Genomic DNA, 18404 nt, shown 5'->3' with positions numbered 1-18404 from the left:
TCTCCAATCACCCGTGGGACACGATCGGGTAAACGACCAAGCCGATCAAGGCGGCCGCGGCGACAACAATCGGTTCTGGCAACTTTTTGAACCTCCAGAGCAAAGCTGCGGTCACCAGTGCCAGCAGGGCAGTGGGAACATCCTTGATGGACCGCGTACCTATGACCACTACGGCCCCGGCCAGTGATCCGATCGCAGCCGCTGTCACGCCATCGACAAAGGAGATGATTCCCGGTCTTTGCCCATACTTCTTGAAGTACGGGGCTGGTAGGACCGTAAAGAGATAGCAAGGCAGAAAGGTGGCAGCAGCAGCAGCAACTGCGCCCCAGAAGTCAGCCACCAAAAAACCGATGAACCCAGTGGTGATGACGACCGGGCCAGGGGTAATCATGGCGACGGCCACTGCATCGAGGAACTGGTGATCGGTGAGCCATCCGTACTCCTTCACCACGCCGCTGTAAAGGAACGGGACGATGGCCAAGCCGCTGCCAAAAACAAAGCTGCCGGCGTAGAAGAAGTATTTGGTGATCTGCCACAGTTTGGTCCAGTCGACGCTGGAAAAACCAAGTAGGGCCACCAACGGGATAGCACTGCTGTGCAGCGTGCCGGACCGCTTGATGAACTTCGGTGGCGTGCGCAGCAGCCACACCAGAACGCCCGCACCGAGGAACAGCCACAGCTCCTCGGATTGGGTGATGATCGTCGCTGCTGCTGCCACTGCAAAGACACCCCATTGCAGTTTGTCCTTCCCGACGTTCTTGGTGGAGAGCTTCCAGGTGCTGACGGCAATGATTCCGATCACAGCGGAGCTCACGCCATAGAACACGGCCTGCATCCAGCCCAAGCCGCCGAAATGCGTGTATGCCCACCCCAAGCCGATCACCATCAGGAATGACGGCAGCACGAACGCTATGCCCACCAGCGTGGCACCGAGAAAGCTGTAGTGGACGAAGCCCAGGTAGATGGCGAGCTGAGCGGCCAGTGGGCCTGGGGCGAGTTGCGCCAGGGCCAGTCCTTCCTTGTAGTCTGCTTCGGTAAACCATTGGCGTCGCTCCACCAGGTCGCGGTCCATGTAGCCGGCCAGGGCCACGGGACCGCCAAAGCCCAGCGCGCCGAGCCGCAAGAAGTAAATGACCAATTGCCACAGGGAGTAGCGGCGTTGCGCCACGCTGTCGAGGGAATTCTCGGAAGCGATGCCGTTCATGCGAGTTCTTTCTTCACAAAATCAATACGGGAAGGCGCCGTCACGTTCTGCGACTGCTGGAAAAATGCGCATGGAGGGAATCCAGCACCCCGCCGATGTCGGCGAGCAATGCGTCGTCGTCGGGCCAGCGCTTGCGTGCGCCGGCCAGCACAGCTTCGAAGCCGGCCGCTTCCGAGGTGGAGGTTCCCCCCACATCGAGCGCATGCACCATGGCGCCGAGTTGGGAAAGCCCGCGGTCTCCGTCGAGGCCAAAGCTCGCCAGCAGCACCTCGAAAGTCACCCGGTCGCCCACGTGCGAGAAGGTCGCACCGTCGAAGTCGAAGCCCAGAGCGTCGATGGGGCAGTCGGCTGGAGACTCCAGCCATAGAAAGCGCGCGTGGGGGTCGATGAAGCGCTGGATCAGCCAAGCGCTGGCCACGCGATCTACCCAGAGATGGCGGCGCGTCGCCCAGACCCGTCCCTGGTACTGCATGCGATCCCGCCGGGCAATACTTCCAGCCGTTGCCTGCGGTTCGCCAGGTGACTGCATGACTTCGACGGCATTGGCGAAATCCCTCCACTGAGCCTCGGCGCGGATCGAGGCTTCGCCCGGGAAGAAGTCGACCTTGCGGATGGCCTCGTAGGCACGTGTCTGTCTGCGCAGCAAGCGCTGCAGCTCTGCGGCGCTCAGGCTGGCGAGTGTCCGGCGCGCTCGCGCCAGGTCCTCCAACCAGGGGGTGTAGTCGGGCGTCCGGTCAAACAGGGCCTTGAAGTTGGCTTGCTCGGCTATGTCACGGGCCTGCACATTGAGCAGCCAGGCCTGACCGCCTTCTTGCAGCGCTTCGTCCGCAAGCGCCTGGAGTTGAGAGGCCTGCTCTGTCTGAGCGGGTAGCAGATAGGCGCCGTCGCGCAAGGCGGCACAGCCTAGCGTCTTGACGGCGCGCCAGATGCGCATGCGCGGCGTTGCGCTCGCGGACGGGAGGCTGACGATCAAGGCCACCCAGGAGTCGGAGGTGAGAGTCATGGCTGCAGCTTAGACTTCAGTCACAGCCGCTGCAATGATGTAGCGAGATCTACAAAAATTGTGATTCGCCTGCTAGCGGCCTATCCAAAATGGGGGCTGCAAGCGTGCACAAGGCGCCATAGAACCCCATACCCTGGGAAAGCCTTGCGCGGCTCTGCACTCAGTGCGCGCGAGCCAGTCAGAAGCTCCCGCTACGCATTGTTCGTCAGGGCGAGCTCGCCGCGGATCGGGCGGCGCGCTACGTGCTCTGCGAGGTCAACGTCCGCAGCGTGTCGCCATTTCCCGCCGTCGGCCGTGCAACCCCTGGTGCCGGCCACCAGGATGCGTCTGGTAGGGATTTGAAAGAATCCTATCCAGGGGGATAGGATATATTTCCTGCAACGAGACGCACACCTGAGTTCAAGCAGTGCGTCGCTCCTCAGCCACCCGTTGCTTCAAGTGAAACCCCTTCTGAATGCTGGTCCCAGCCAAGTTCGCGAACGTGGCGTTCTCCGCCTGCATGTCCTGCGTCATGTCGTTCTTCATGACGATCGTCATCACCGCCATCAACACAGGCATCTCGGGCGACTTCGTGGCTCGCTGGCTCGCTGCGTGGTTTGTCGCATGGCCCATTGCCTTCAGCTGCAACCTGATCTTTGCTGTGCGGATCCGCGGCTGGATCGTTCGGCACACAAGCCCCCAGTAGCCCCTTTGGCAGCGACTCCCCTCATGAGTCTCTTGCCGTCCAAGCCCATACCCGTGAGCCCACTATGCCGACCTTCGCCGAACTGATCCAGCAGGGTGGCGCCAACGCCTGGCTGTTCATCCCCAGTGCCATCTTGCTGGGTGCTTTGCACGGATTGGAGCCCGGCCATTCAAAGACGATGATGGCCGCCTTCATCGTCGCGATCCGCGGCACCGTCACGCAGGCCGTGCTGCTGGGCCTGGCCGCCACCGTGTCGCACACATTGATCGTGTGGGGCATCGCGCTGGGTGGCATGTACCTCTGGCAGGGCCTTGATGCCGAGACCCTTGAGCCGTACTTCCAGCTCGCCTCTGGCGCAATCATCATCGGCATCGCCCTTTGGATGCTCTGGCGTACCTGGGCCGAAGAGCGGCGCAGCCAGGCCGCAGCGAGCGGCCTTAGCCATGCGCATCCGCACGGCCATCACCATGGGGCGGATGTGCGTCGCCTGGACACGGGTCATGGGGTGATGGCCGTCGAGATCTTCGAGGACGGCGTACCCCCGCGCTGGCGCATCCGCGCGGAGCGAGGCGATGCCTGGGCCGCCAGCGATGTGTGGCTCGTCACCGAGCGCTGGGACGGTGCCCGCCAAAGCTTCGCTTTCGCCGATCGCGGTGGCTACCTGGAATCCGTCGAGGCCATCCCCGAGCCGCACGAATTCAGGGTGCGCATCAGCCTGGGCCACGGCGACCACGTGCACGACCACGAACTCAGCTTCGAGGAAGACCCGCACCATGATCACCAGCACGGCGAAGGAGCGCCGCATGGACTGGTGGTGACGACCGAGGGCTATCAGGACGCACACGAACGGGCGCACGCCACCGACATCCGCCGTCGCTTTGCCGGCCGCGACGTGAGCACGTGGCAGATCATCGCCTTCGGTTTGACTGGTGGCCTGATCCCATGCCCCGCAGCGATCACCGTGCTGCTGCTGTGTCTGCAACTCAAGGAGGTCACGCTGGGTTTTGCACTGGTGCTGTGTTTTTCCATCGGACTGGCCGTTACGCTGGTCACGGTAGGGGCTGCGGCGGCGCTCAGCGTGCGGCACGCGACCTCCCGCTGGTCCTGGTTCGGTCAACTGGCGCGCAAGGCTCCGTATTTCTCCGGCGCATTGATCGTGATGGTCGGTCTGTACGTGGCCTATCACGGCTGGTCAGGTTTGGCAACGCAGCCCGCGCCCCAAGTACGCACCCAAGTGTCGGCGCTGCCTTGACCATGGCCCACTTCCACGAGCACCTCTCTGTCTCAGGGCTGTCGCTTCGCCACCGGATCGACCCGGTGCTGAGATCCGGCGTGAGCCGCTTGATGTCCGCCGGACTGGTCAGCGCGCTGTTGTGGGCGGCGCTGCTCTGGGTGATGAACGCGGGTTGAGCCATGCCAAGCTCAACTTTGCTCCTGGAGAACCTGACGCTCGGGTACGAGCGCCATCCGGCGGTCCACCACCTGCACCTGCGCATCGAGCCCGCCTCGCTGGTGGCCATCGTCGGCCCCAACGGCGCCGGCAAGTCGACCCTGCTCAAGGGTCTGGCTGGTCTGCTGCCGCCGTTGCAGGGCCGCATCCATGGTCTGAGCCACCAACGCGTGGCTTACCTGCCGCAGTTGTCGGCCATCGACCGGGGGTTTCCTATCTGCGTCTTCGACATGGTGGCCATGGGGTTGTGGCGGGAAGTCGGGGCCCTGGGCCGCATCGACAAGGGGCAGCGCGCGCGCTGCAACGAAGCCCTGGCGGCCGTGGGCTTGGACGAGTTCGGACACCGGACCCTGGACACTTTGTCCGGCGGGCAGTTCCAGCGGGTCTTGTTCGCGCGTCTGATGCTGCAGAACGCCTCGGTGCTTCTGCTCGATGAGCCTTTCGCGGCCGTCGACGAACGCACCACCAGCGAGCTCGTCGGCGTGCTGAAAACATGGCAGAGGGAAGGGCGCACCGTGATCACCGTGCTGCATGACTTGGACCTGGTGCGGCGGCATTTCGACCAGGCACTGCTGCTGGCTCGCGAAGCCATCGCCTGGGGCGCTCCCTCCGAGGTCCTGGTGCCGGCCCATCTCGCTCAAGCGCGCCAGCTTCACGAAGCCTTCGATGACGACGCACCCTTGTGCGAGGCCCCGCGGTCGGCGACAGCGGCCGCAGAAGGAGCACGGCCAGCATGATGGAAGCGGTGTGGCAAGCAGTGGTCGGGCCTTTCGTGGAATTCGGCTTCATGCGGCGCGCCTTGGTCGGCTGCCTGGCCTTGTCCTTGAGTGCTGCGCCGTTGGGGGTGTTCCTCATGCTGCGGCGAATGAGCCTGATGGGTGACGCCGTGGCGCACGGCATCCTGCCCGGTGCCGCGCTCGGCTATCTCTATGCAGGCCTGTCCCTCGGGGCCATGACGGTGGGCGGCATCGTCGCTGGCGTGGCGGTTGCCGTCGTCTCTGGCCTGGTGGCGCGTTCCACCGTGCTCAAGGAGGACACGAGCCTGGCGGCCTTCTACCTGCTGTCATTGGCCCTGGGCGTGCTCATCGTGTCGACACGGGGCAACAGCGTCGACCTGCTGCATGTGCTTTTCGGGACGGTGCTGTCCTTGAATGACGAAGCACTCATGCTCCTGGGCTCGATCGCCACGCTGACCCTGATGGGACTGGCGGTGCTGTACCGACCGCTGATCATGGAATGCCTGGATCCGACCTTCCTGCGACTCGTCAGTCGCTGGAGTCCGGTGGCCCATTACGGCTTCCTGGGGCTCTTGGTCATCAATCTCGTGGCGGGCTTTCATGCCCTGGGCACGCTGATGGCGGTCGGGCTGCTGGTGCTGCCGGCCGCGGCCGCGCGTTTCTGGGTGCGCCAAGTCAGTCCGATGTTGCGCCTGGCCTCCGTGTTGGCACTGCTGGGTGGCGCTTCGGGCCTGCTGCTGTCTTTCCATGCGGATTGGCCCAGCGGCCCGACCATTGTGCTGTGCCTGGGCGTCATCTACCTGTTCTCGCTGGCTTTTGGCCGTCAAGGCCTGGTCCAGTTTCGCTCCCGCGTTCATCTGCAAGGTTGATCGGTCATGACCACCAAGCGCCCTTTTCCCTCAAAACACGCCGCGTTCACAGCCCTGCTGCTGGGGGCTTTGACCTGGGTGGGAATGCCTCAGGCACATGCCGCAGGGGAAGTGAAGGCGGTCGCCACGTTCAGCATCCTGGGTGATCTGGTGCGCCAGGTGGGCGGGGAGCGGGTGGACCTCACGGTGCTGGTGGGGGTTGGTGGCGACAGCCACGTGTTCCAACCCAGCCCAAGACAGGCGCGCGACGTGGGACAGGCGCAGGTGCTGTTCTCCAATGGCCTGGGCTATGAAAGCTGGGTGCAGCGATTGGTAAAAGCGGCGAATTTCAAGGGGCGTCACGTCGTCGCCAGCCTAGGAATCGAACCGCTGAAGGCAGCCTCCTCTGACGCCCACGGCCATGGCCATGCCACAGCAGCGGTGGACCCGCATGCCTGGCAAGACGTGGGCAACGTCAAGCGCTATGTGAAGAACATCGCAGACGGACTGTGCGCCGTGGATGCGGCCGCGTGCCCGGAGTACAGGCGCAACGAGCAGGCATATCAGTCGCAACTGGACCAGCTCGATGCCGAAGTTCGGGCCGCCTGGGACGTCGTACCCAGCGCACAGCGCAAGGTCCTCACGTCCCACGATGCGTTTGCCTACTACGCGCAGGCGTACAAGGTCCGGTTTCTGGCTGCGCAAGGGACCAGTACCAGCGCCGAGGCCACGGCGCAGGGCGTGGCAAGGCTGACGCGCCAGATCAAGGCCGAGCAGATTCGGGCCTTGTTCGTGGAGAACATCTCCAACCCGCGCTTGATTGAACAGATCGGGCGCGAAACCGGCGTGAAACCGGCCGGCGCCCTGTTCTCGGACTCCCTGACCCAGCCTGATGGGCCTGCGCCGGACTATGTGGCGCTGATGCGCCAGAACACGCGGGCCTTGGTGGCAGCCATACAAGGCGCTGCTCGCTGAACCGAGTGCAATGCACTCCTTTTTGCAGCGGGCACTGTGCTCGCTGACAAATGGCCGTTAGAGGTCGCGCGCGAGGGTGGCCGCGCGGCTTTGGTCTTGTAGGCTTCGGCGAGAGTAGACGATCACGCTCGCGACACTCCTGTGCCCCGTCATGGCCATGGTCTCGGGCAGCGGAACCTGCTGATGAACGGCCTCGGTCACGAAGCCCGAACGCAACGAATGCGCGGAGTAGTTGCCTTCAATTCCAGCCTGTCGGCAGCGCTCGTTGACCACGTCACGCACTGCTGCAGCTGACAGCGCAGCGCCGAGCTTCCCGCCCTTGAGTACACGGCGAAAGAGGGCGCCTTCACGAATCCGGCTAGCTGAAAGCCAGTCCTGCAGCGCCACGCCAGCAGCTCCGAGTACCGGCTTGTGGTTTTCGGGCCGCTCGGCGCCGCTCTGATTGGTCTTCGAATGCGCGAGCTCATAAGAAAACTCCCCCGGCCCAGTTTTCGTCAAGAACTTCATGTCTGCAGCGGCGACTTCTGAACGCCGCCGTCCGCCGCTGGCCCAGGCGAAGAGGAGGAGGGCGCGATCGCGTTTTCCCCGCAGCGAATCGTCGCAGGTCGCCAGCAGCAATTTCAGTGGATCCTTGGTGAGCGCGTCCTTCTTCTTCGGCAGCTCGCCTCGCTTGGCGTAGGCCTTGCGCGTGCGCGAGAGCAGCTCGCGCACCCTGGGGTCGCGGCACGGGTTCTTCAGTTCCTTGACCTGGTGGGCCTTGGATAGCACAGCGACCCGATGCACGAGCGTGTTGTTGGCCAGCGATCCGATTTTTCCTTTGAAGCCGCTGTCCACGAGCGCCTGATCGATTTCGAACGGCAGCTCATGCACCAGGCCCTTGGGGCTCGTGCGTTGGGCGTGGTCGACGATGAACTGCAGCACGCAGGCGGCGGGCAGCGGCAGCGCGATCGGCTTGCCGTAGCGCATCGCGTACCAGGCGGCCCAGTACCGCAGCGCGCTCTGGTAGCTGCGCTGTGTGTTGGCCGATTCGCCTTCGCGCAGCAGGTCGGCAACCGCTTGCTCGGTGACGGCGCTGAGCTCGTGCGGTGCCAGGGCAGGGGTCTTGAGCAGAACGGGCAGCGCCATGTTGTGTTCGTCAGCTATGAATGAGATATTAAGAACATAATACGTATGAAATCATACGATTCGAGCCGATAAGTCACGATAACAATCTCTTATCGCGGGTAATTTAACCACCGGAGCAGGGCGATGCAAATGAAAAGTTCGAGCGTCACAGAAGACGAGATCCGCCGGCGCCGCGGCGTGCAGCGAGAAGACGTCTGGGCTGCGGCCGACGCTGTGCTGCTCGCCGGAGAAAAGCCCACGATCGAGCGGGTGCGCCAGCACCTGGGCAGTGGCTCACCCAACACCGTGGGGCCGTTGCTGGAGCAGTGGTTCAAGCACCTGGGGCGGCGTATCCAAGATCCTGGCGCTTTCGCCACCCCCGCCGGCGTGCCCGACCCCGTGCAGCAAGCCGCCAGGCACTTCTGGGAAACGGCCCTGGCCCAGACAAGAGGGGATTTCGACGAGCGATTGCGCCAAGGCCTGGCGGATGCCGTGGCCAATGTGGAGGCCGAAAAGGAGCGCGCAGAGATCGCCGGTGCCGCCGCCTTCGAGGCGAGTGCCAAGGCCAACCGCCTGCAAGGCGAACTGGACGCACAGGCGCAACTGCTTCGCCGGGCCCAGGAGTCGCTTGCGGCCGAAGGCGCCCGCCTGCAGGAGGTGCGCGCCGCCCTGGCGGCTGAGAAGGAGCGCCTGCTCGAGGAGCGCCGCCAGGCGGGCGAGGCGCTGGCCGAGCTCAAGCAGCAGGTCGCTGCCGGCGTGGAGCGCGCCGATGCGGCCGATCGGCGAGTGGCCATGGAGCTCGATCGTGAGCGCAGCGCCCGCGCCAAGGCGGAGCGGCAGGTCGAGGCTCTGCAGAAAACGGTCGCTACAGCGCGCGAAGCCATGGTCAGCGCCCAGGAGCAGGTGCAGCAACAGACTCAGCGCCAGTTGGCCGTCGCACGGGACCGCGAAGACGCCCTACACCAGCGCCTGGCCCAGGCGGAGGCCAAACTCGCCCAGGCCTCGGGCGCTTCTGCCGAGGTGGCCGGGTTGCGCGCTTCAGTGGAGCGACTAAGTTCGCTGATTGACGCCACCCACTCGCGGGAATCCGTGCCACGCAAAAAGACAGCAAAGTCCTTGTCGAGCAAACCGAAGGCGGGTTCGGTTGGGCGCTCGGTGTAGCCCAGGCAGCCTCCTCAGACGCTCAGGCTGGGCCGCCCACGCTTGTGAGGACAGCGGCAAAACGATCCACTGTCATGGTTGACGAAAATCCAGAGATGCACAAAAATCGCGTTGACGTTTTTCCGGATTTGCACAAATGGACCTGCCGCTGCCTGCGACCTTTTATCCCGTCCTGACCTCCGAACGCCTGCAAACGGTAGCTCGTTGGCTGCTTGAAGAGCTCTACGCCACCGAGGACGACTTGTCTCGTTTCACGGACAGTCGCTATACCCGTGGGTGCACCACGTTTGGCCGCCAGCGCAAGCGCCTCATCAAGGAGGTGTTGTCGGGCAGGCACAACTGGCTGGAACTGTCGAGCAGCAAGAACGACCTCGTGTTCAAGATCGGCGGTGTGCCGTGCCGCTTCAGCAATGATGATCCTTCGAACCCCACCAAGGAGGCTGTGACCACCGCGAATCGCTATCAAACGGATTTCCTGGAGTTCGTCGAGCAGGGCGAGCCTGGTCGATTCTGCTTTGTCGTCGATCGTGGTGTAAGCGAGGCCGATGCCCCTCGCGTTGAGTTCCTTGGTTTCTCGCCGAGTGACTCCGTGGCCTGCCGTTGGGTATCGGATACCGTGCGCGTGCTTAGGGTGGAGGGGAATCCGTCGCTCGCGCCGAGCGTGCCGGTGGCTAAGCCTCAGATTGGACCCAAGCGCCGCGATGAGGGCGATGCAGCAGCAGAAGCCATGCGATGAGCGCGTTCATTGGCAGCAACCTTCGACTCATTCGCCTCTTTCACGATCTGTCACTCACGGACCTGGGCGAGCAGGTCGGTGTGTCCAAGCAGTACCTGAGCCGCCTCGAGACGGGCGCGGAGACCGTCTCCGTCCAGCTGGAGACAGTGCTGGCCGATGCGCTTCACGTGCTGCCGGAGTTCTTCCGCGAAGTCGACACCAACCCGATCGCCGACGAACAGTGCCACTTTCGCCGTCAGCTGACGACCAAGGTCGCCCAACGCCAAGTGGCCAGGGCCCGCGGTGAGGTGCTCAAGCGCCTGGTGGGGGTGCTTGACGAGCATGTCGAGCTACCGCGATACCAGGTGAGCGCTACGGATGCGGAGACCAACGAGGCCATTGAGAAGGCCGCTGAAGCGTTTCGCGCACAGTTCGGGCTGGGGTTCGGCCCTTTGAGCAACGTCACACGCATCGCCGAGAACGCGGGCGCGGTGGTCATGCGCGTGCACGGCCTGGCTCACGAGATAGACGCCATCTCCTTTGCGACCAAGAGACCCTTGATCGCGCTCAACGACGATGGCAGATCTGCCTGCCGGGAGCGTTTCGGCATTGCGCACGAGCTGGGGCACTTCTCGATCCACCTCGGTGTGTTGACAGGAGACAAGCTCACCGAGGCCCAGGCCAACCGGTTTGCTAGCGCGCTACTGATGCCGCGTGCAGCATTTGCTTCCGAATGTGGCCTCGCCCTGCGCGGCTCGAGATTGAACTGGAATGGCCTATCAGAGCTGAAACTGCGTTGGGGCGTCTCCAAGGCCGCGATCATTTTTCGCGCCCGCCAACTAGGTGTGTTTACCGATGATCAAGCTCGCTCCGGGTACGTTGGCCTGAATCGTCACGGGGAGGCCCTGAAGGAGTGCGAAGACCACCTTGTTGCTCATGAGGCACCCGAAGTCGTCGCGGAAAGCCTCAAGGTCATGGAGGAACACTTTGGGATTCCGCAGGCCACTGTCGCGCGCGAAATGCGTGTGCAGCCCAGGTTGCTACAGGAGTTGCTAAAAACTCCTCACCCTACGCTGAAAAGCAACGTCATTAGTCTGCATCACGCAACCAGGCTTGCGTCCTGACGGTCAGTCAAGGGAGACTGCGTAAAGTCTCCTACCAGCGGGGCGGGCGTAAGTCGCGAAAATTCGACCCCGCTGCCGACTTCCGCCTGAGGGCAATGAATCGCGCTTGGCGTCTTACGATGTCGCTCTGTGCAGGTCCTCTTCAGCAAGCTCCAAGAATAGCGCGGCCAGTTCTTCTTGGTCGAGATTTCGCAGCGCAGGGTTGGCTGCACGCCCGAGCAGGAACTCGGTTCCGGTACTTCCACCGAAGACCTCTTGCCTCGTACGCAGAAAGTCCTGATAAAGCACCAGATTCACACCGCGCGATTGGTACATTGAGATCGCGGCACGGTGCATCGCCTGATACATGGGTGGAATCTGGTCGGGAAATCCAGCCGTGAGATCAGAGGTGGATTTTGGTGGTGGCATATGCAAGTAGTCGGCCTAGCGGACGTCACGACAACCCAGAACGACGCTGCTCGCGAATGTGGTTCAGAATGAGCATGCCCATCTCCTGTGTGGTGATGATTCCGCGCTCTTTCAGCTTGACCAGGGCGAGCTCAATGGCGTCGAGCCTGACGTCATCGTCTGAGAGCTCAGTCAGTTTCTCTGCAAATTGATCGAGTTTCGTTCGCACAATGACCACGCCATGCTCGCGTGCAAGTTCTGCCACGAATCCGGCGACGTTGGCAGTCGGCAGCGGGTCAGGTAGCTTGGCCATGATCAGATCTCGATCTGCAGCGTTGGATGGAAGTTCTTGTTCTCAAAGCCACCGCTGAACATGGGGTACCCGCGCGGATTTAGAACGACCTCGGTTCCGTTGACGACGTAGCGCTGGCTGTCGTGCATATGGCCATGGATCCAGTACCGGCTGCGGCCCAACAAGTGTTCGAGATCTGAAGCGAAGGCAGGCGTCAGCCCATCGGCCTGGTACTTCGGATGGACCGACTTTCTGTGCGGTGCGTGGTGGGTCACCACAATCGTTCTCGCTGAATCTGCAGCGGCCAGCTCGTCGCTCAACCAGTCGACAGTCGTCGCATGGATCTTCGCGGAATCGATCGGCAAGAATTTGCGCGAGCGAGAGGGTGACTGACCCGGGTATACGCCAATCTGGTACGCCTCTTCTTCGCCACGGGGCAGGTGGGTCTTGATGGCACCGAAGTCGTTCAGACCGTAGTACGCCGCCTCCATCGAAAACTCCAGTTCGTCGAACAGATTGAAGTCGGTCCACAGGGTTGCGCCGAGAAAGGTGATGCCCGAGATCGTCGCCCGGTCGCGCTCCAGGAAATGCACGCCTTCGCTCTTCGCTGCGGCGCGCAGATCCTCCAGTCGCAGCTCGTACACCGCCCCATAGAACTCGTGGTTGCCCACCACGTAGACGATTTCTTTTCTTGGGAACGCCCTGCGGGCCCAGCCGATGCCGTCGTTCCCCGCGGCGATGTCCCCTGCCAGGATGACCACGTCGGCACCGTCGTCGATCGGACGGCCGTTGTGCATGAGATCGAAGCCACAAAACTCCAGATGAAGGTCTGAGAGAACGAGGGCGCGCATGGTGGATACGTACAACTGCTGGCGTGAACTAGGCTGTCAGAGAGCACATGGTGCGTGGGCGTTCATGACCGTCCGACCCTTCGTTCGTCCAGTTCACCTGGCCGGACGACCACCATCTCGCCGGCGTTGTTCAGGCCGCTGATCCCTCGCAGTCCGACGCCGTGGCTCTTGAACCCCTGGCCCTCCCAGCTAGCTGAACTGTCCAGCCGATCATGCTGGTGACCGTGCACCACCAAGCGCACGCCCATGGATTGGGCCAGGGTATCGAGGATCGGGAATCCGTAGGGGTGGTATCCGGGCGCCTCATGCGTCACAAGCACATCGGCTTGCAGGTCCACCAAGCGGTCCACCACGGTGGGGTAGATCGAGCTCCAGTGCTTGCGGTGCTGCATTCCCCTGCATCGATCCTGACGGGGAGTGCGCGCGGCGTGCTCATGGGCACTGCGGAAAGCCGGCTGACCCTTGAGCTTTGATCCTGGGTCTGGGTGCCAGACCGCCTCGCGGAAAACTCCTCCGAGTCCGGCGATCCGCACACCATTGGGCAAGGTCACCACTCGACCGTCGAGATTACGGGCCGCCAGCTCGTCATCCCACAAGTGACTGAAGCTGGTCTCGCAGTCCGTGTCATGGTTGCCGTGGATGAGCCAGGTGATTTCACCGAAAGGCGCCATCAGTTCACTCAGCGGTGCCGGTGCCTCCAGATCACCGAGCAAGACCACCGCCACGGCCTGGGTTTGCTCGATAGCCTCCAGGATGTGCTCGAAACGGCCGTGGGGGTCGCCGCAGAACAGAATCATTGAAACGGCTTTCCGGCAAACGGTGAGCATTGTGCGAGCGCCCGGCCCCACTCATTGCAATCGCCGACCATTTCGGCAGCCAACCGCTCGATCGGGAGCTCAAGTAGCGCCTCCCAGCGCTCGATGTAGTCGAGCGAGCAGACCTCGGTATCACGCCACGTGCGTACCCGGGCGCGTGCACTCCCGAGGAGCGATCTGTGGGCCACTTCGTCCGCGGCCAGGAGCCGTGAAGCGACCTCTTTATGCCGATTCAACCTTGCCACTTCCACAAGCTGCTGCTCGGCGCGGGCGCGGAACCATAGGAGGCGCTCTGTGGGTGTGATTGATTTAGGTCTTCTCATCTCGAGCCTTTCGCAGGGCACGGACAGCCTCCATCTGCTCCTCCAAGCTGCGGGCCCCTTCTGGCATATGGGCAGGGCATCTGCATTGAACGTACCCTGCAGAGACCTTGACCACCCCTGGCTGCCCGCACACCTCGCAAATGTGGTGTGATGCCTGCTCGGCTTCTGCGATGGCATCGGCATGCTCCGTCGTCCCCTTGCTCACATAGAAGCGCAGGCCCCCGAACTTCTCCTTTACCTGGCGAGCCACGACCTGAGAGCCGGTGCGATCGGAGATCTCCTGAAGCTTTGAGCACAGCGCGTCGATCAGATCGAACCAGCCGTCTCTGCACCAGAGTCGCTCTCGGTGCTCGAAGATCTTCGGATAGCGCTCGATCAGCTGTTGGTTGTGTTCGTGGTTCATTCTGTCCTCTGCTTGCGCCCCGTGCGCATGGCCAAGAAGAGGGCGTCGCATTGCCCCGCGCTCATGCCATGGAATCCCTCTTTCCAGTCTGGAGAACTCACGTTCTCAGGTTTCATGCCGCGCGCTAGAAGCGCCAGGCCAAGCTCGGCCGCATCGGTGTGGCGCAAGGTCTCTCGCTTGCCTCCGCACGTGACTTCAGCCAGCAGCTCATCACCACTGGCCGTAACGACACAGCTCAAGTGCAGATGTTCCGCCGCCTGTGCCGCGTGTTCGCGCGCCAGTTTGAGTTCGGTGATACGCGCCAAGGCCTCTGAGATGCGCTCATCCAGACGCATACAGTCCTCAAGCTGCAGCCCCTTGCTCCCGTCGACAAATAGCAGCTGGGGGCAACCAGGCTCGAACAACGCCTTCTCGTCTTCGAGGGCAACCCACTCTTGATATGGCGAGCGGTGAGTGCGCATCCAATGTTCGCACTCGCGCTGGCGGACGAACTCAGTGTCCTGCTCTAGAACCGGTGTGCTGTCGACGATCCGAGTGCGCAAATCTTCATCGAAGAGCTCGACGAGGTCCTCGAAATCGAAGACCTCACGCCAGGAACTCGAGATGACCACCTCCAGTCGAGAGTGGCGGCGCATCGATTGTTGTAGCTGTGGTAAGGCCGTGAACTTCTCGGCACCTGGGGCGCGACGATGCAGCACGCCATCGATGTCCAGGAACAGCGTGACGTCGCCCCGTGGTGAACTAGAAAGGGCCGATGTCTTGCCCACGTTCAATTCAGTCATTGATCCGTTCAGAGCGACACAGGCTATCGAATTGAGCCTACAAACACAATGGTGGCCATTTATGGGACGCAGCTAAGTGACCGTTTTTGGGAAAGTCGGTGTGGAAGTTGGCCCGGTCTGGTGGAATAGACTCATTCATTCCTTGCAGAAATCTGCATCTGACCCAGCCGTGGGCTTCGCCTTACGCATCGCTGCCGGCACGTCAGCCCCATACACCCGCATTCAATACCTTCGCAGGAGCGTCCTTGGTGACAAACACTGAACGAGATACATCCCGCATGAGCGCGACTGAACTCCGTGAATACGCGGAGCAGCTGATGAAGCAGGCAGAGGAGCAGTCAACCAAGGAGTTCGAGTCCACGATGAACTTCCTCTCAGACAAGCTCGCCCACATGGGAAAGACCAAGAAAGACGCCGTCGTCCACTTGATCAAGATGATGAAGTCTTTCGAGGCGGAGGCGACGCTGGCGGAACTGGTTGGCCGCCCGCCCGGCACACTGCCCAAGGAGCGCTATGACCTCGACAGTGCGGGCAATCCTCCTGAAGTGGGCGTGACGTATCACCTGCCGTCCGGAGAGACCTGGATCCGAAAGAGCAAGGCTGGCGCGACGAAGAAGGAGTTCGCAGCTCACGCGAAGACCACCACGTGGATGGCTATGAGGACTTAGTTCACTCTTCAAAGCCCGCTCCGTAGCCCACCACAGCCAAGAAAGACGAGTATGAGCGTCGATCGTCTCAATCCCGAAGAACTCAGAGCCAGCATGCACCTGACGCTGAATGTCATCATGGCCCCTCGCATCGCCCGAGGCCTGTCTCTGGACCGCGAACGGGTGACGGCAATCCAGCGCCTGCTTGAGGGGCGTGTGACGGTGTACATGGTGAAGCGCAAGACCTCCGCTCCCGTCGGTCAGCCGCGCTGACCCAACCAGCCAGCCCTCAGTCCCAGCGCGTCGTGCAGGGCATGGTGCCGAGTGACACCGTTGTCCTGAAAGTATTTGCTTTCAGCCGCACTGAAGACCGGATCAGCGTGGTAATTTGCTAGCGAGAGAGGCTTGGCCAGGACGTTTTTGGGCAGCTCACCTTCTAACGAGTCCAGGAGCAAATCCCGATCATGTGCCGAGTCGCAGGCCAAAAGGATCCTGCCGTGCAGACTAGCGAGCCAAGAGTAGAGTTCGCGCGAAAGTGCTTCCCTCGTAAAAATCCGATCCGGCCACTTGCCGAGAAGTGGTACGACGGCCTGTCGAACGAACTCGCTGCAGGCTACAGCGCGATAGTCGCTGCGCTCGGCGTAGAAGGTATGGTGGCCATCCTCACTTACAAGCCCGATCGAGATGAGCTCGATGTCGAGGAAATCCGTGAATTCGGTGTCGAAGAAAAGGATCATTGCTACCAGGAAGCGGGCGGGATCTCAGAATCGGCCATGGTTCTGCATGTGCACCTCTTCGATGCGCCTATGCTCCAGCCAAATCTCGAAGTAGTATTCCGCGCTCATTCAGTCGCCCGCGCGGCGCGTTGCTGACCTCGACCGGTCCCCAGTGACCGTCGCCGCAGCGGCCCGGTCTTGACAGGCGGTAGTCGTAGCAACAACTCTGACTCGGCTCCGGCTGTTGGCGGATTTCCGCGAACCCACCCGTCGAACCTCTCCCCACTGGCGTCGATGAACGACACGAACTTTCCGGTCGCGTCGGTATCCAGCCAAACCTCCGTGACCGTCCTTGAGGACCACTGACCCGTCGGCGATGACCAGGCCGGCATCATCGCGACGAGGTTGCGCACACGGTTGGCCTCTATCGACTGCAGCGCTTCGGCCAAGTCCAACTCCCGGGCGATGCACAAGGTGTAACTCATGCCGAGACTGGCACCTTCAGGATCTGGGTACGAGACCGTCAAAAGGAACCACGGCGCGTGCAGCGGTATCTCGACGACCCGCCAATGCTTGCTGCCTGGTTCTGCGAGCCCCTGCGGGACCTGAAACTCGTACTGAGGGAGCGAAAGAAACATCGGGCTGCTGCCGCGAACAGCGGGGTGTTCAGCGACCGAATTTTTGACCTGTGGCAATTGTTCGCGGCATGCGGCCATATCCAGATTTTTGATACGGAGCCGGCTGGGCTACGGTGGAGACTGAGAGAAATCCATGGCCAAAACCCTGCATAGCCGCCACAACAAGATTTTTTTGGACAAGCTGCGCAAGCTTCGGGAATCCCGCGGCCTGCGCCAGGCAGACCTTGCGCTCTTGCTGGGCCGCAGCCAGGGCGCGGTCAGCTACGTCGAATGTGGCCAGACCCGCCTGGACATCATCGGCCTGCGCGACTGGCTGGAGGCGCTAGACTACGATTTCTTGCGCTTCCTGAAGGAACTTGACGTCGACCTTCGCCGGCTTGACGCTCTGCGACTGCGGGCGAAGCCCGGCAAGGCGGGCAAGCGGGCAGAGAGGCCGGCACCGTCACGGATCAGCCAGCTATTTCAACTCGACCCACTCAGCGAATCAACTCGACCCACTCAGCGAAAGATGACCGGCGTGATGCAGCAACCCGCCAGAACCGGCAGATGACCACTCCCGGCGAAAGGCGAAGAAATCTGATCTGAGGCCGTGACGCGCTGGAGGCGCTTTCCCGCGACGCCGGCCTGCAGGACAAATGGCGCGCGGGGAAGCTGCGGAACTGCTCGGGCTTTATCCCTCGACGGACTTCCTGCGCCTCTGCGACGCTGGCGAATTGGTTCAGTTGCAGGCGTTTGCCGACCTGCTGACCAGCGCCCGGCTATAGCAGGCTGGGCAGTTGATGGCGTTGGATGCGCTCATCAAGCTTCTTGACGAAGGCCTCTAGCGTGGTGCCACAGGCATGGGTCCAGAGCGCCAACTCGAAGACATCAACGCGCCGACGCCCGGCCTCGCAGCGACTGACGACGTCTTGACCAATCTGCATCCGCGCCGCCAGCTCCGATTGACTTAGCCCCGCACCCGTCCTAAGGGTGTTGAGTTCCTCGAGGAACAGCTGATACTTCTCACTATAAAGCGGGCTTCTCATTCTGCTGCGGTTGCTTACGCGGCCGCGCAGGATCAGAGGGAAGTTGAATTATGGGAAAACGCCATAACGCACATTGCGGTTTGGAGCTGACAACGATGCCGTTATGGCTGGCAAGCCTAAAAGAGGGCCAGCTGTTCGGTCTGCTGATCAGGCATATCGACGCCGCCGCGCTACGGAGCTAGGCCGGACGGATGCTTGCGGGTTCGAGGCTTGTCGGCGTTCCGCCTCGACGTGAGGCTTCGAGCGCCCCCGGGCTTTCATCCTGTGCCTCACACAGGTCAATTCGATTTGGACAGGCCCAGGAGGGGTTAAAGCTGGTCAACGGCCGCCGGCGACTGGGTTAACTGACGCTGGGAACTGCCGCGAGCTTGAAAACTGCGGTGTCCAGGACGTTCCGGGCCCGTCCGCTCGGAAGTTAAGTTGGGTCTGCCAGCACGCCTGCGCAGGGTAACTGAGAACGGGCACTGCCGGCGCTTGCAAGTAGTGAGATCCAGGCCGTTGGACTGTCGGCTCGGAAGT

The 18404-nt window shown here is 62.2% G+C and carries 24 protein-coding genes; 12 read left to right on the top strand and 12 right to left on the bottom strand.

What is annotated here, in order from left to right; all coding sequences use genetic code 11:
* Nucleotides 1-7 precede the first annotated feature (7 nt).
* Nucleotides 8-1204: a chromate transporter gene (locus BHU06_RS06960; RefSeq protein ID WP_070398436.1), complete on the bottom strand. Its 1197-nt coding sequence runs from the start codon at nucleotides 1202-1204 to the stop codon at nucleotides 8-10.
* A gap of 40 nt (nucleotides 1205-1244) precedes the next feature.
* Nucleotides 1245-2207 (bottom strand): chromate resistance protein ChrB domain-containing protein, encoded by a 963-nt coding sequence (locus tag BHU06_RS06955; RefSeq protein ID WP_070398435.1) that lies wholly within the window; start codon nucleotides 2205-2207, stop codon nucleotides 1245-1247.
* A gap of 454 nt (nucleotides 2208-2661) precedes the next feature.
* On the opposite strand from BHU06_RS06955, the gene BHU06_RS06950 reads away from it, so the two are divergent.
* The 6 genes from BHU06_RS06950 to BHU06_RS06930 all read left to right on the top strand — a co-directional run bounded on the left by BHU06_RS06950 (nucleotide 2662) and on the right by BHU06_RS06930 (nucleotide 6902).
* On the top strand, nucleotides 2662-2892 hold the full coding sequence (locus BHU06_RS06950; protein WP_070398434.1) for a DUF2798 domain-containing protein: 231 nt from the start codon (nucleotides 2662-2664) through the stop codon (nucleotides 2890-2892).
* A 64-nt stretch (nucleotides 2893-2956) separates the two neighbouring features.
* A complete protein-coding gene (locus BHU06_RS06945; RefSeq protein ID WP_070398433.1) occupies nucleotides 2957-4144 on the top strand; it encodes a nickel/cobalt efflux protein RcnA in 1188 nt (395 codons plus the stop codon).
* Nucleotides 4145-4146: 2 nt separating this feature from the next.
* Nucleotides 4147-4302, top strand: coding sequence for a hypothetical protein (locus tag BHU06_RS22785; protein ID WP_175442813.1), 156 nt, complete (start codon nucleotides 4147-4149; stop codon nucleotides 4300-4302).
* 3 nt (nucleotides 4303-4305) lie between these two features.
* Nucleotides 4306-5079 carry a zinc ABC transporter ATP-binding protein AztA gene (aztA, locus tag BHU06_RS06940; RefSeq protein WP_070398432.1) on the top strand — a complete coding sequence of 258 codons (774 nt, stop codon included), beginning with the start codon at nucleotides 4306-4308 and terminating at the stop codon, nucleotides 5077-5079.
* A complete protein-coding gene (locus tag BHU06_RS06935) occupies nucleotides 5076-5948 on the top strand; it encodes a metal ABC transporter permease (protein ID WP_139146978.1) in 873 nt (290 codons plus the stop codon). The genes aztA and BHU06_RS06935 overlap by 4 nt, the downstream gene beginning before the upstream one ends.
* A gap of 6 nt (nucleotides 5949-5954) precedes the next feature.
* Entirely contained in the window at nucleotides 5955-6902 is a 948-nt protein-coding gene (locus tag BHU06_RS06930) for a metal ABC transporter solute-binding protein, Zn/Mn family (RefSeq protein WP_070398431.1), read from the top strand.
* A gap of 57 nt (nucleotides 6903-6959) precedes the next feature.
* On the opposite strand, the gene BHU06_RS06925 is transcribed toward BHU06_RS06930, so the two are convergent.
* Nucleotides 6960-8027: a site-specific integrase gene (locus tag BHU06_RS06925; protein ID WP_070398430.1), complete on the bottom strand. Its 1068-nt coding sequence runs from the start codon at nucleotides 8025-8027 to the stop codon at nucleotides 6960-6962.
* Nucleotides 8028-8156: 129 nt separating this feature from the next.
* On the opposite strand from BHU06_RS06925, the gene BHU06_RS06920 reads away from it, so the two are divergent.
* From BHU06_RS06920 to BHU06_RS06910, 3 genes are all read left to right on the top strand, one after another.
* Nucleotides 8157-9167: a DNA-binding protein gene (locus BHU06_RS06920; protein WP_175442812.1), complete on the top strand. Its 1011-nt coding sequence runs from the start codon at nucleotides 8157-8159 to the stop codon at nucleotides 9165-9167.
* Nucleotides 9168-9303: 136 nt separating this feature from the next.
* The gene (locus tag BHU06_RS06915; RefSeq protein ID WP_070398428.1) at nucleotides 9304-9903 is read left to right on the top strand and encodes a hypothetical protein; all 600 of its coding nucleotides are present in this window, start codon (nucleotides 9304-9306) and stop codon (nucleotides 9901-9903) included.
* Entirely contained in the window at nucleotides 9900-11006 is a 1107-nt protein-coding gene (locus tag BHU06_RS06910; protein WP_070398427.1) for an ImmA/IrrE family metallo-endopeptidase, read from the top strand. The genes BHU06_RS06915 and BHU06_RS06910 overlap by 4 nt, the downstream gene beginning before the upstream one ends.
* Before the next feature lie 114 nt (nucleotides 11007-11120).
* Here BHU06_RS06910 and BHU06_RS22410 read toward each other — a convergent pair whose 3' ends face one another.
* The 6 genes from BHU06_RS22410 to BHU06_RS06885 all read right to left on the bottom strand — a co-directional run bounded on the left by BHU06_RS22410 (nucleotide 11121) and on the right by BHU06_RS06885 (nucleotide 14859).
* Entirely contained in the window at nucleotides 11121-11354 is a 234-nt protein-coding gene (locus tag BHU06_RS22410; protein WP_139146977.1) for a hypothetical protein, read from the bottom strand.
* Between the two features lie 85 nt (nucleotides 11355-11439).
* On the bottom strand, nucleotides 11440-11706 hold the full coding sequence (locus BHU06_RS06905) for a hypothetical protein (RefSeq protein WP_070398426.1): 267 nt from the start codon (nucleotides 11704-11706) through the stop codon (nucleotides 11440-11442).
* Nucleotides 11707-11708: 2 nt separating this feature from the next.
* Nucleotides 11709-12536, bottom strand: coding sequence for a metallophosphoesterase (locus BHU06_RS06900; protein ID WP_070398425.1), 828 nt, complete (start codon nucleotides 12534-12536; stop codon nucleotides 11709-11711).
* Nucleotides 12537-12598: 62 nt separating this feature from the next.
* Nucleotides 12599-13333, bottom strand: coding sequence for a metallophosphoesterase (locus tag BHU06_RS06895; RefSeq protein ID WP_070398424.1), 735 nt, complete (start codon nucleotides 13331-13333; stop codon nucleotides 12599-12601).
* 327 nt (nucleotides 13334-13660) lie between these two features.
* A complete protein-coding gene (locus tag BHU06_RS06890; protein ID WP_070398423.1) occupies nucleotides 13661-14077 on the bottom strand; it encodes a hypothetical protein in 417 nt (138 codons plus the stop codon).
* Nucleotides 14074-14859, bottom strand: coding sequence for an HAD domain-containing protein (locus BHU06_RS06885; RefSeq protein WP_139146976.1), 786 nt, complete (start codon nucleotides 14857-14859; stop codon nucleotides 14074-14076). Before BHU06_RS06885 ends, BHU06_RS06890 begins: the two co-directional genes overlap by 4 nt.
* A 278-nt stretch (nucleotides 14860-15137) precedes the next feature.
* Here BHU06_RS06885 and BHU06_RS06880 point away from each other — a divergent pair, with 278 nt between their 5' ends.
* Both BHU06_RS06880 and BHU06_RS06875 read left to right on the top strand, forming a co-directional pair.
* Nucleotides 15138-15527 carry a hypothetical protein gene (locus BHU06_RS06880; protein ID WP_070398421.1) on the top strand — a complete coding sequence of 130 codons (390 nt, stop codon included), beginning with the start codon at nucleotides 15138-15140 and terminating at the stop codon, nucleotides 15525-15527.
* Nucleotides 15528-15578: 51 nt separating this feature from the next.
* Complete coding sequence (locus BHU06_RS06875; protein ID WP_070398420.1) at nucleotides 15579-15779, top strand: hypothetical protein; 201 nt, start codon at nucleotides 15579-15581, stop codon at nucleotides 15777-15779.
* Here BHU06_RS06875 and BHU06_RS06870 read toward each other — a convergent pair.
* Together BHU06_RS06870 and BHU06_RS22405 are read right to left on the bottom strand one after the other, a co-directional pair.
* Nucleotides 15767-16243 (bottom strand): 3'-5' exoribonuclease, encoded by a 477-nt coding sequence (locus tag BHU06_RS06870; protein WP_070398419.1) that lies wholly within the window; start codon nucleotides 16241-16243, stop codon nucleotides 15767-15769. The two genes, BHU06_RS06875 and BHU06_RS06870, sit on opposite strands and share 13 nt — an antisense overlap.
* A gap of 104 nt (nucleotides 16244-16347) precedes the next feature.
* Entirely contained in the window at nucleotides 16348-16938 is a 591-nt protein-coding gene (locus BHU06_RS22405) for a hypothetical protein (RefSeq protein WP_139146975.1), read from the bottom strand.
* A 55-nt stretch (nucleotides 16939-16993) separates the two neighbouring features.
* Between BHU06_RS22405 and BHU06_RS06865 the strand changes: the two genes are divergently transcribed.
* Nucleotides 16994-17410 carry a helix-turn-helix domain-containing protein gene (locus tag BHU06_RS06865; protein WP_070398418.1) on the top strand — a complete coding sequence of 139 codons (417 nt, stop codon included), beginning with the start codon at nucleotides 16994-16996 and terminating at the stop codon, nucleotides 17408-17410.
* A gap of 208 nt (nucleotides 17411-17618) precedes the next feature.
* Here BHU06_RS06865 and BHU06_RS23160 read toward each other — a convergent pair whose 3' ends face one another.
* Nucleotides 17619-17885, bottom strand: a complete 267-nt coding sequence (locus tag BHU06_RS23160) for a helix-turn-helix transcriptional regulator (RefSeq protein WP_070398417.1) — start codon at nucleotides 17883-17885, stop codon at nucleotides 17619-17621.
* Nucleotides 17886-18404 lie beyond the last annotated feature (519 nt).

This window comes from Hydrogenophaga sp. PML113, from assembly GCF_001777155.1.
GTDB classification, from domain to species: Bacteria; Pseudomonadota; Gammaproteobacteria; order Burkholderiales; family Burkholderiaceae_C; genus Hydrogenophaga; species Hydrogenophaga borbori.
This window is presented reverse-complemented; position numbering and strand designations above follow the sequence as displayed.

Excerpts from the sequence above, each read along its gene's own strand:
- BHU06_RS22410 (WP_139146977.1), bottom strand. The coding sequence starts at position 11,354 with ATGTATCAGGCGATGCACCGTGCCGCGATCTCAATGTACCAATCGCGC.
- BHU06_RS06875 (WP_070398420.1), top strand. The coding sequence starts at position 15,579 with ATGAGCGTCGATCGTCTCAATCCCGAAGAACTCAGAGCCAGCATGCAC.
- BHU06_RS06915 (WP_070398428.1), top strand. The coding sequence starts at position 9,304 with ATGGACCTGCCGCTGCCTGCGACCTTTTATCCCGTCCTGACCTCCGAA.
- BHU06_RS22785 (WP_175442813.1), top strand. The coding sequence starts at position 4,147 with ATGGCCCACTTCCACGAGCACCTCTCTGTCTCAGGGCTGTCGCTTCGC.
- aztA (WP_070398432.1), top strand. The coding sequence starts at position 4,306 with ATGCCAAGCTCAACTTTGCTCCTGGAGAACCTGACGCTCGGGTACGAG.
- BHU06_RS06910 (WP_070398427.1), top strand. The coding sequence starts at position 9,900 with ATGAGCGCGTTCATTGGCAGCAACCTTCGACTCATTCGCCTCTTTCAC.
- BHU06_RS06930 (WP_070398431.1), top strand. The coding sequence starts at position 5,955 with ATGACCACCAAGCGCCCTTTTCCCTCAAAACACGCCGCGTTCACAGCC.
- BHU06_RS06880 (WP_070398421.1), top strand. The coding sequence starts at position 15,138 with ATGAGCGCGACTGAACTCCGTGAATACGCGGAGCAGCTGATGAAGCAG.
- BHU06_RS06925 (WP_070398430.1), bottom strand. The coding sequence starts at position 8,027 with ATGGCGCTGCCCGTTCTGCTCAAGACCCCTGCCCTGGCACCGCACGAG.
- BHU06_RS06900 (WP_070398425.1), bottom strand. The coding sequence starts at position 12,536 with ATGCGCGCCCTCGTTCTCTCAGACCTTCATCTGGAGTTTTGTGGCTTC.
- BHU06_RS06905 (WP_070398426.1), bottom strand. The coding sequence starts at position 11,706 with ATGGCCAAGCTACCTGACCCGCTGCCGACTGCCAACGTCGCCGGATTC.
- BHU06_RS23160 (WP_070398417.1), bottom strand. The coding sequence starts at position 17,885 with ATGAGAAGCCCGCTTTATAGTGAGAAGTATCAGCTGTTCCTCGAGGAA.
- BHU06_RS06870 (WP_070398419.1), bottom strand. The coding sequence starts at position 16,243 with ATGATCCTTTTCTTCGACACCGAATTCACGGATTTCCTCGACATCGAG.
- BHU06_RS06935 (WP_139146978.1), top strand. The coding sequence starts at position 5,076 with ATGATGGAAGCGGTGTGGCAAGCAGTGGTCGGGCCTTTCGTGGAATTC.
- BHU06_RS06960 (WP_070398436.1), bottom strand. The coding sequence starts at position 1,204 with ATGAACGGCATCGCTTCCGAGAATTCCCTCGACAGCGTGGCGCAACGC.
- BHU06_RS06890 (WP_070398423.1), bottom strand. The coding sequence starts at position 14,077 with ATGAACCACGAACACAACCAACAGCTGATCGAGCGCTATCCGAAGATC.
- BHU06_RS06950 (WP_070398434.1), top strand. The coding sequence starts at position 2,662 with ATGCTGGTCCCAGCCAAGTTCGCGAACGTGGCGTTCTCCGCCTGCATG.
- BHU06_RS06945 (WP_070398433.1), top strand. The coding sequence starts at position 2,957 with ATGCCGACCTTCGCCGAACTGATCCAGCAGGGTGGCGCCAACGCCTGG.
- BHU06_RS06955 (WP_070398435.1), bottom strand. The coding sequence starts at position 2,207 with ATGACTCTCACCTCCGACTCCTGGGTGGCCTTGATCGTCAGCCTCCCG.
- BHU06_RS06865 (WP_070398418.1), top strand. The coding sequence starts at position 16,994 with ATGGCCAAAACCCTGCATAGCCGCCACAACAAGATTTTTTTGGACAAG.
- BHU06_RS06885 (WP_139146976.1), bottom strand. The coding sequence starts at position 14,859 with ATGACTGAATTGAACGTGGGCAAGACATCGGCCCTTTCTAGTTCACCA.
- BHU06_RS06920 (WP_175442812.1), top strand. The coding sequence starts at position 8,157 with ATGAAAAGTTCGAGCGTCACAGAAGACGAGATCCGCCGGCGCCGCGGC.
- BHU06_RS22405 (WP_139146975.1), bottom strand. The coding sequence starts at position 16,938 with ATGGCCGCATGCCGCGAACAATTGCCACAGGTCAAAAATTCGGTCGCT.
- BHU06_RS06895 (WP_070398424.1), bottom strand. The coding sequence starts at position 13,333 with ATGATTCTGTTCTGCGGCGACCCCCACGGCCGTTTCGAGCACATCCTG.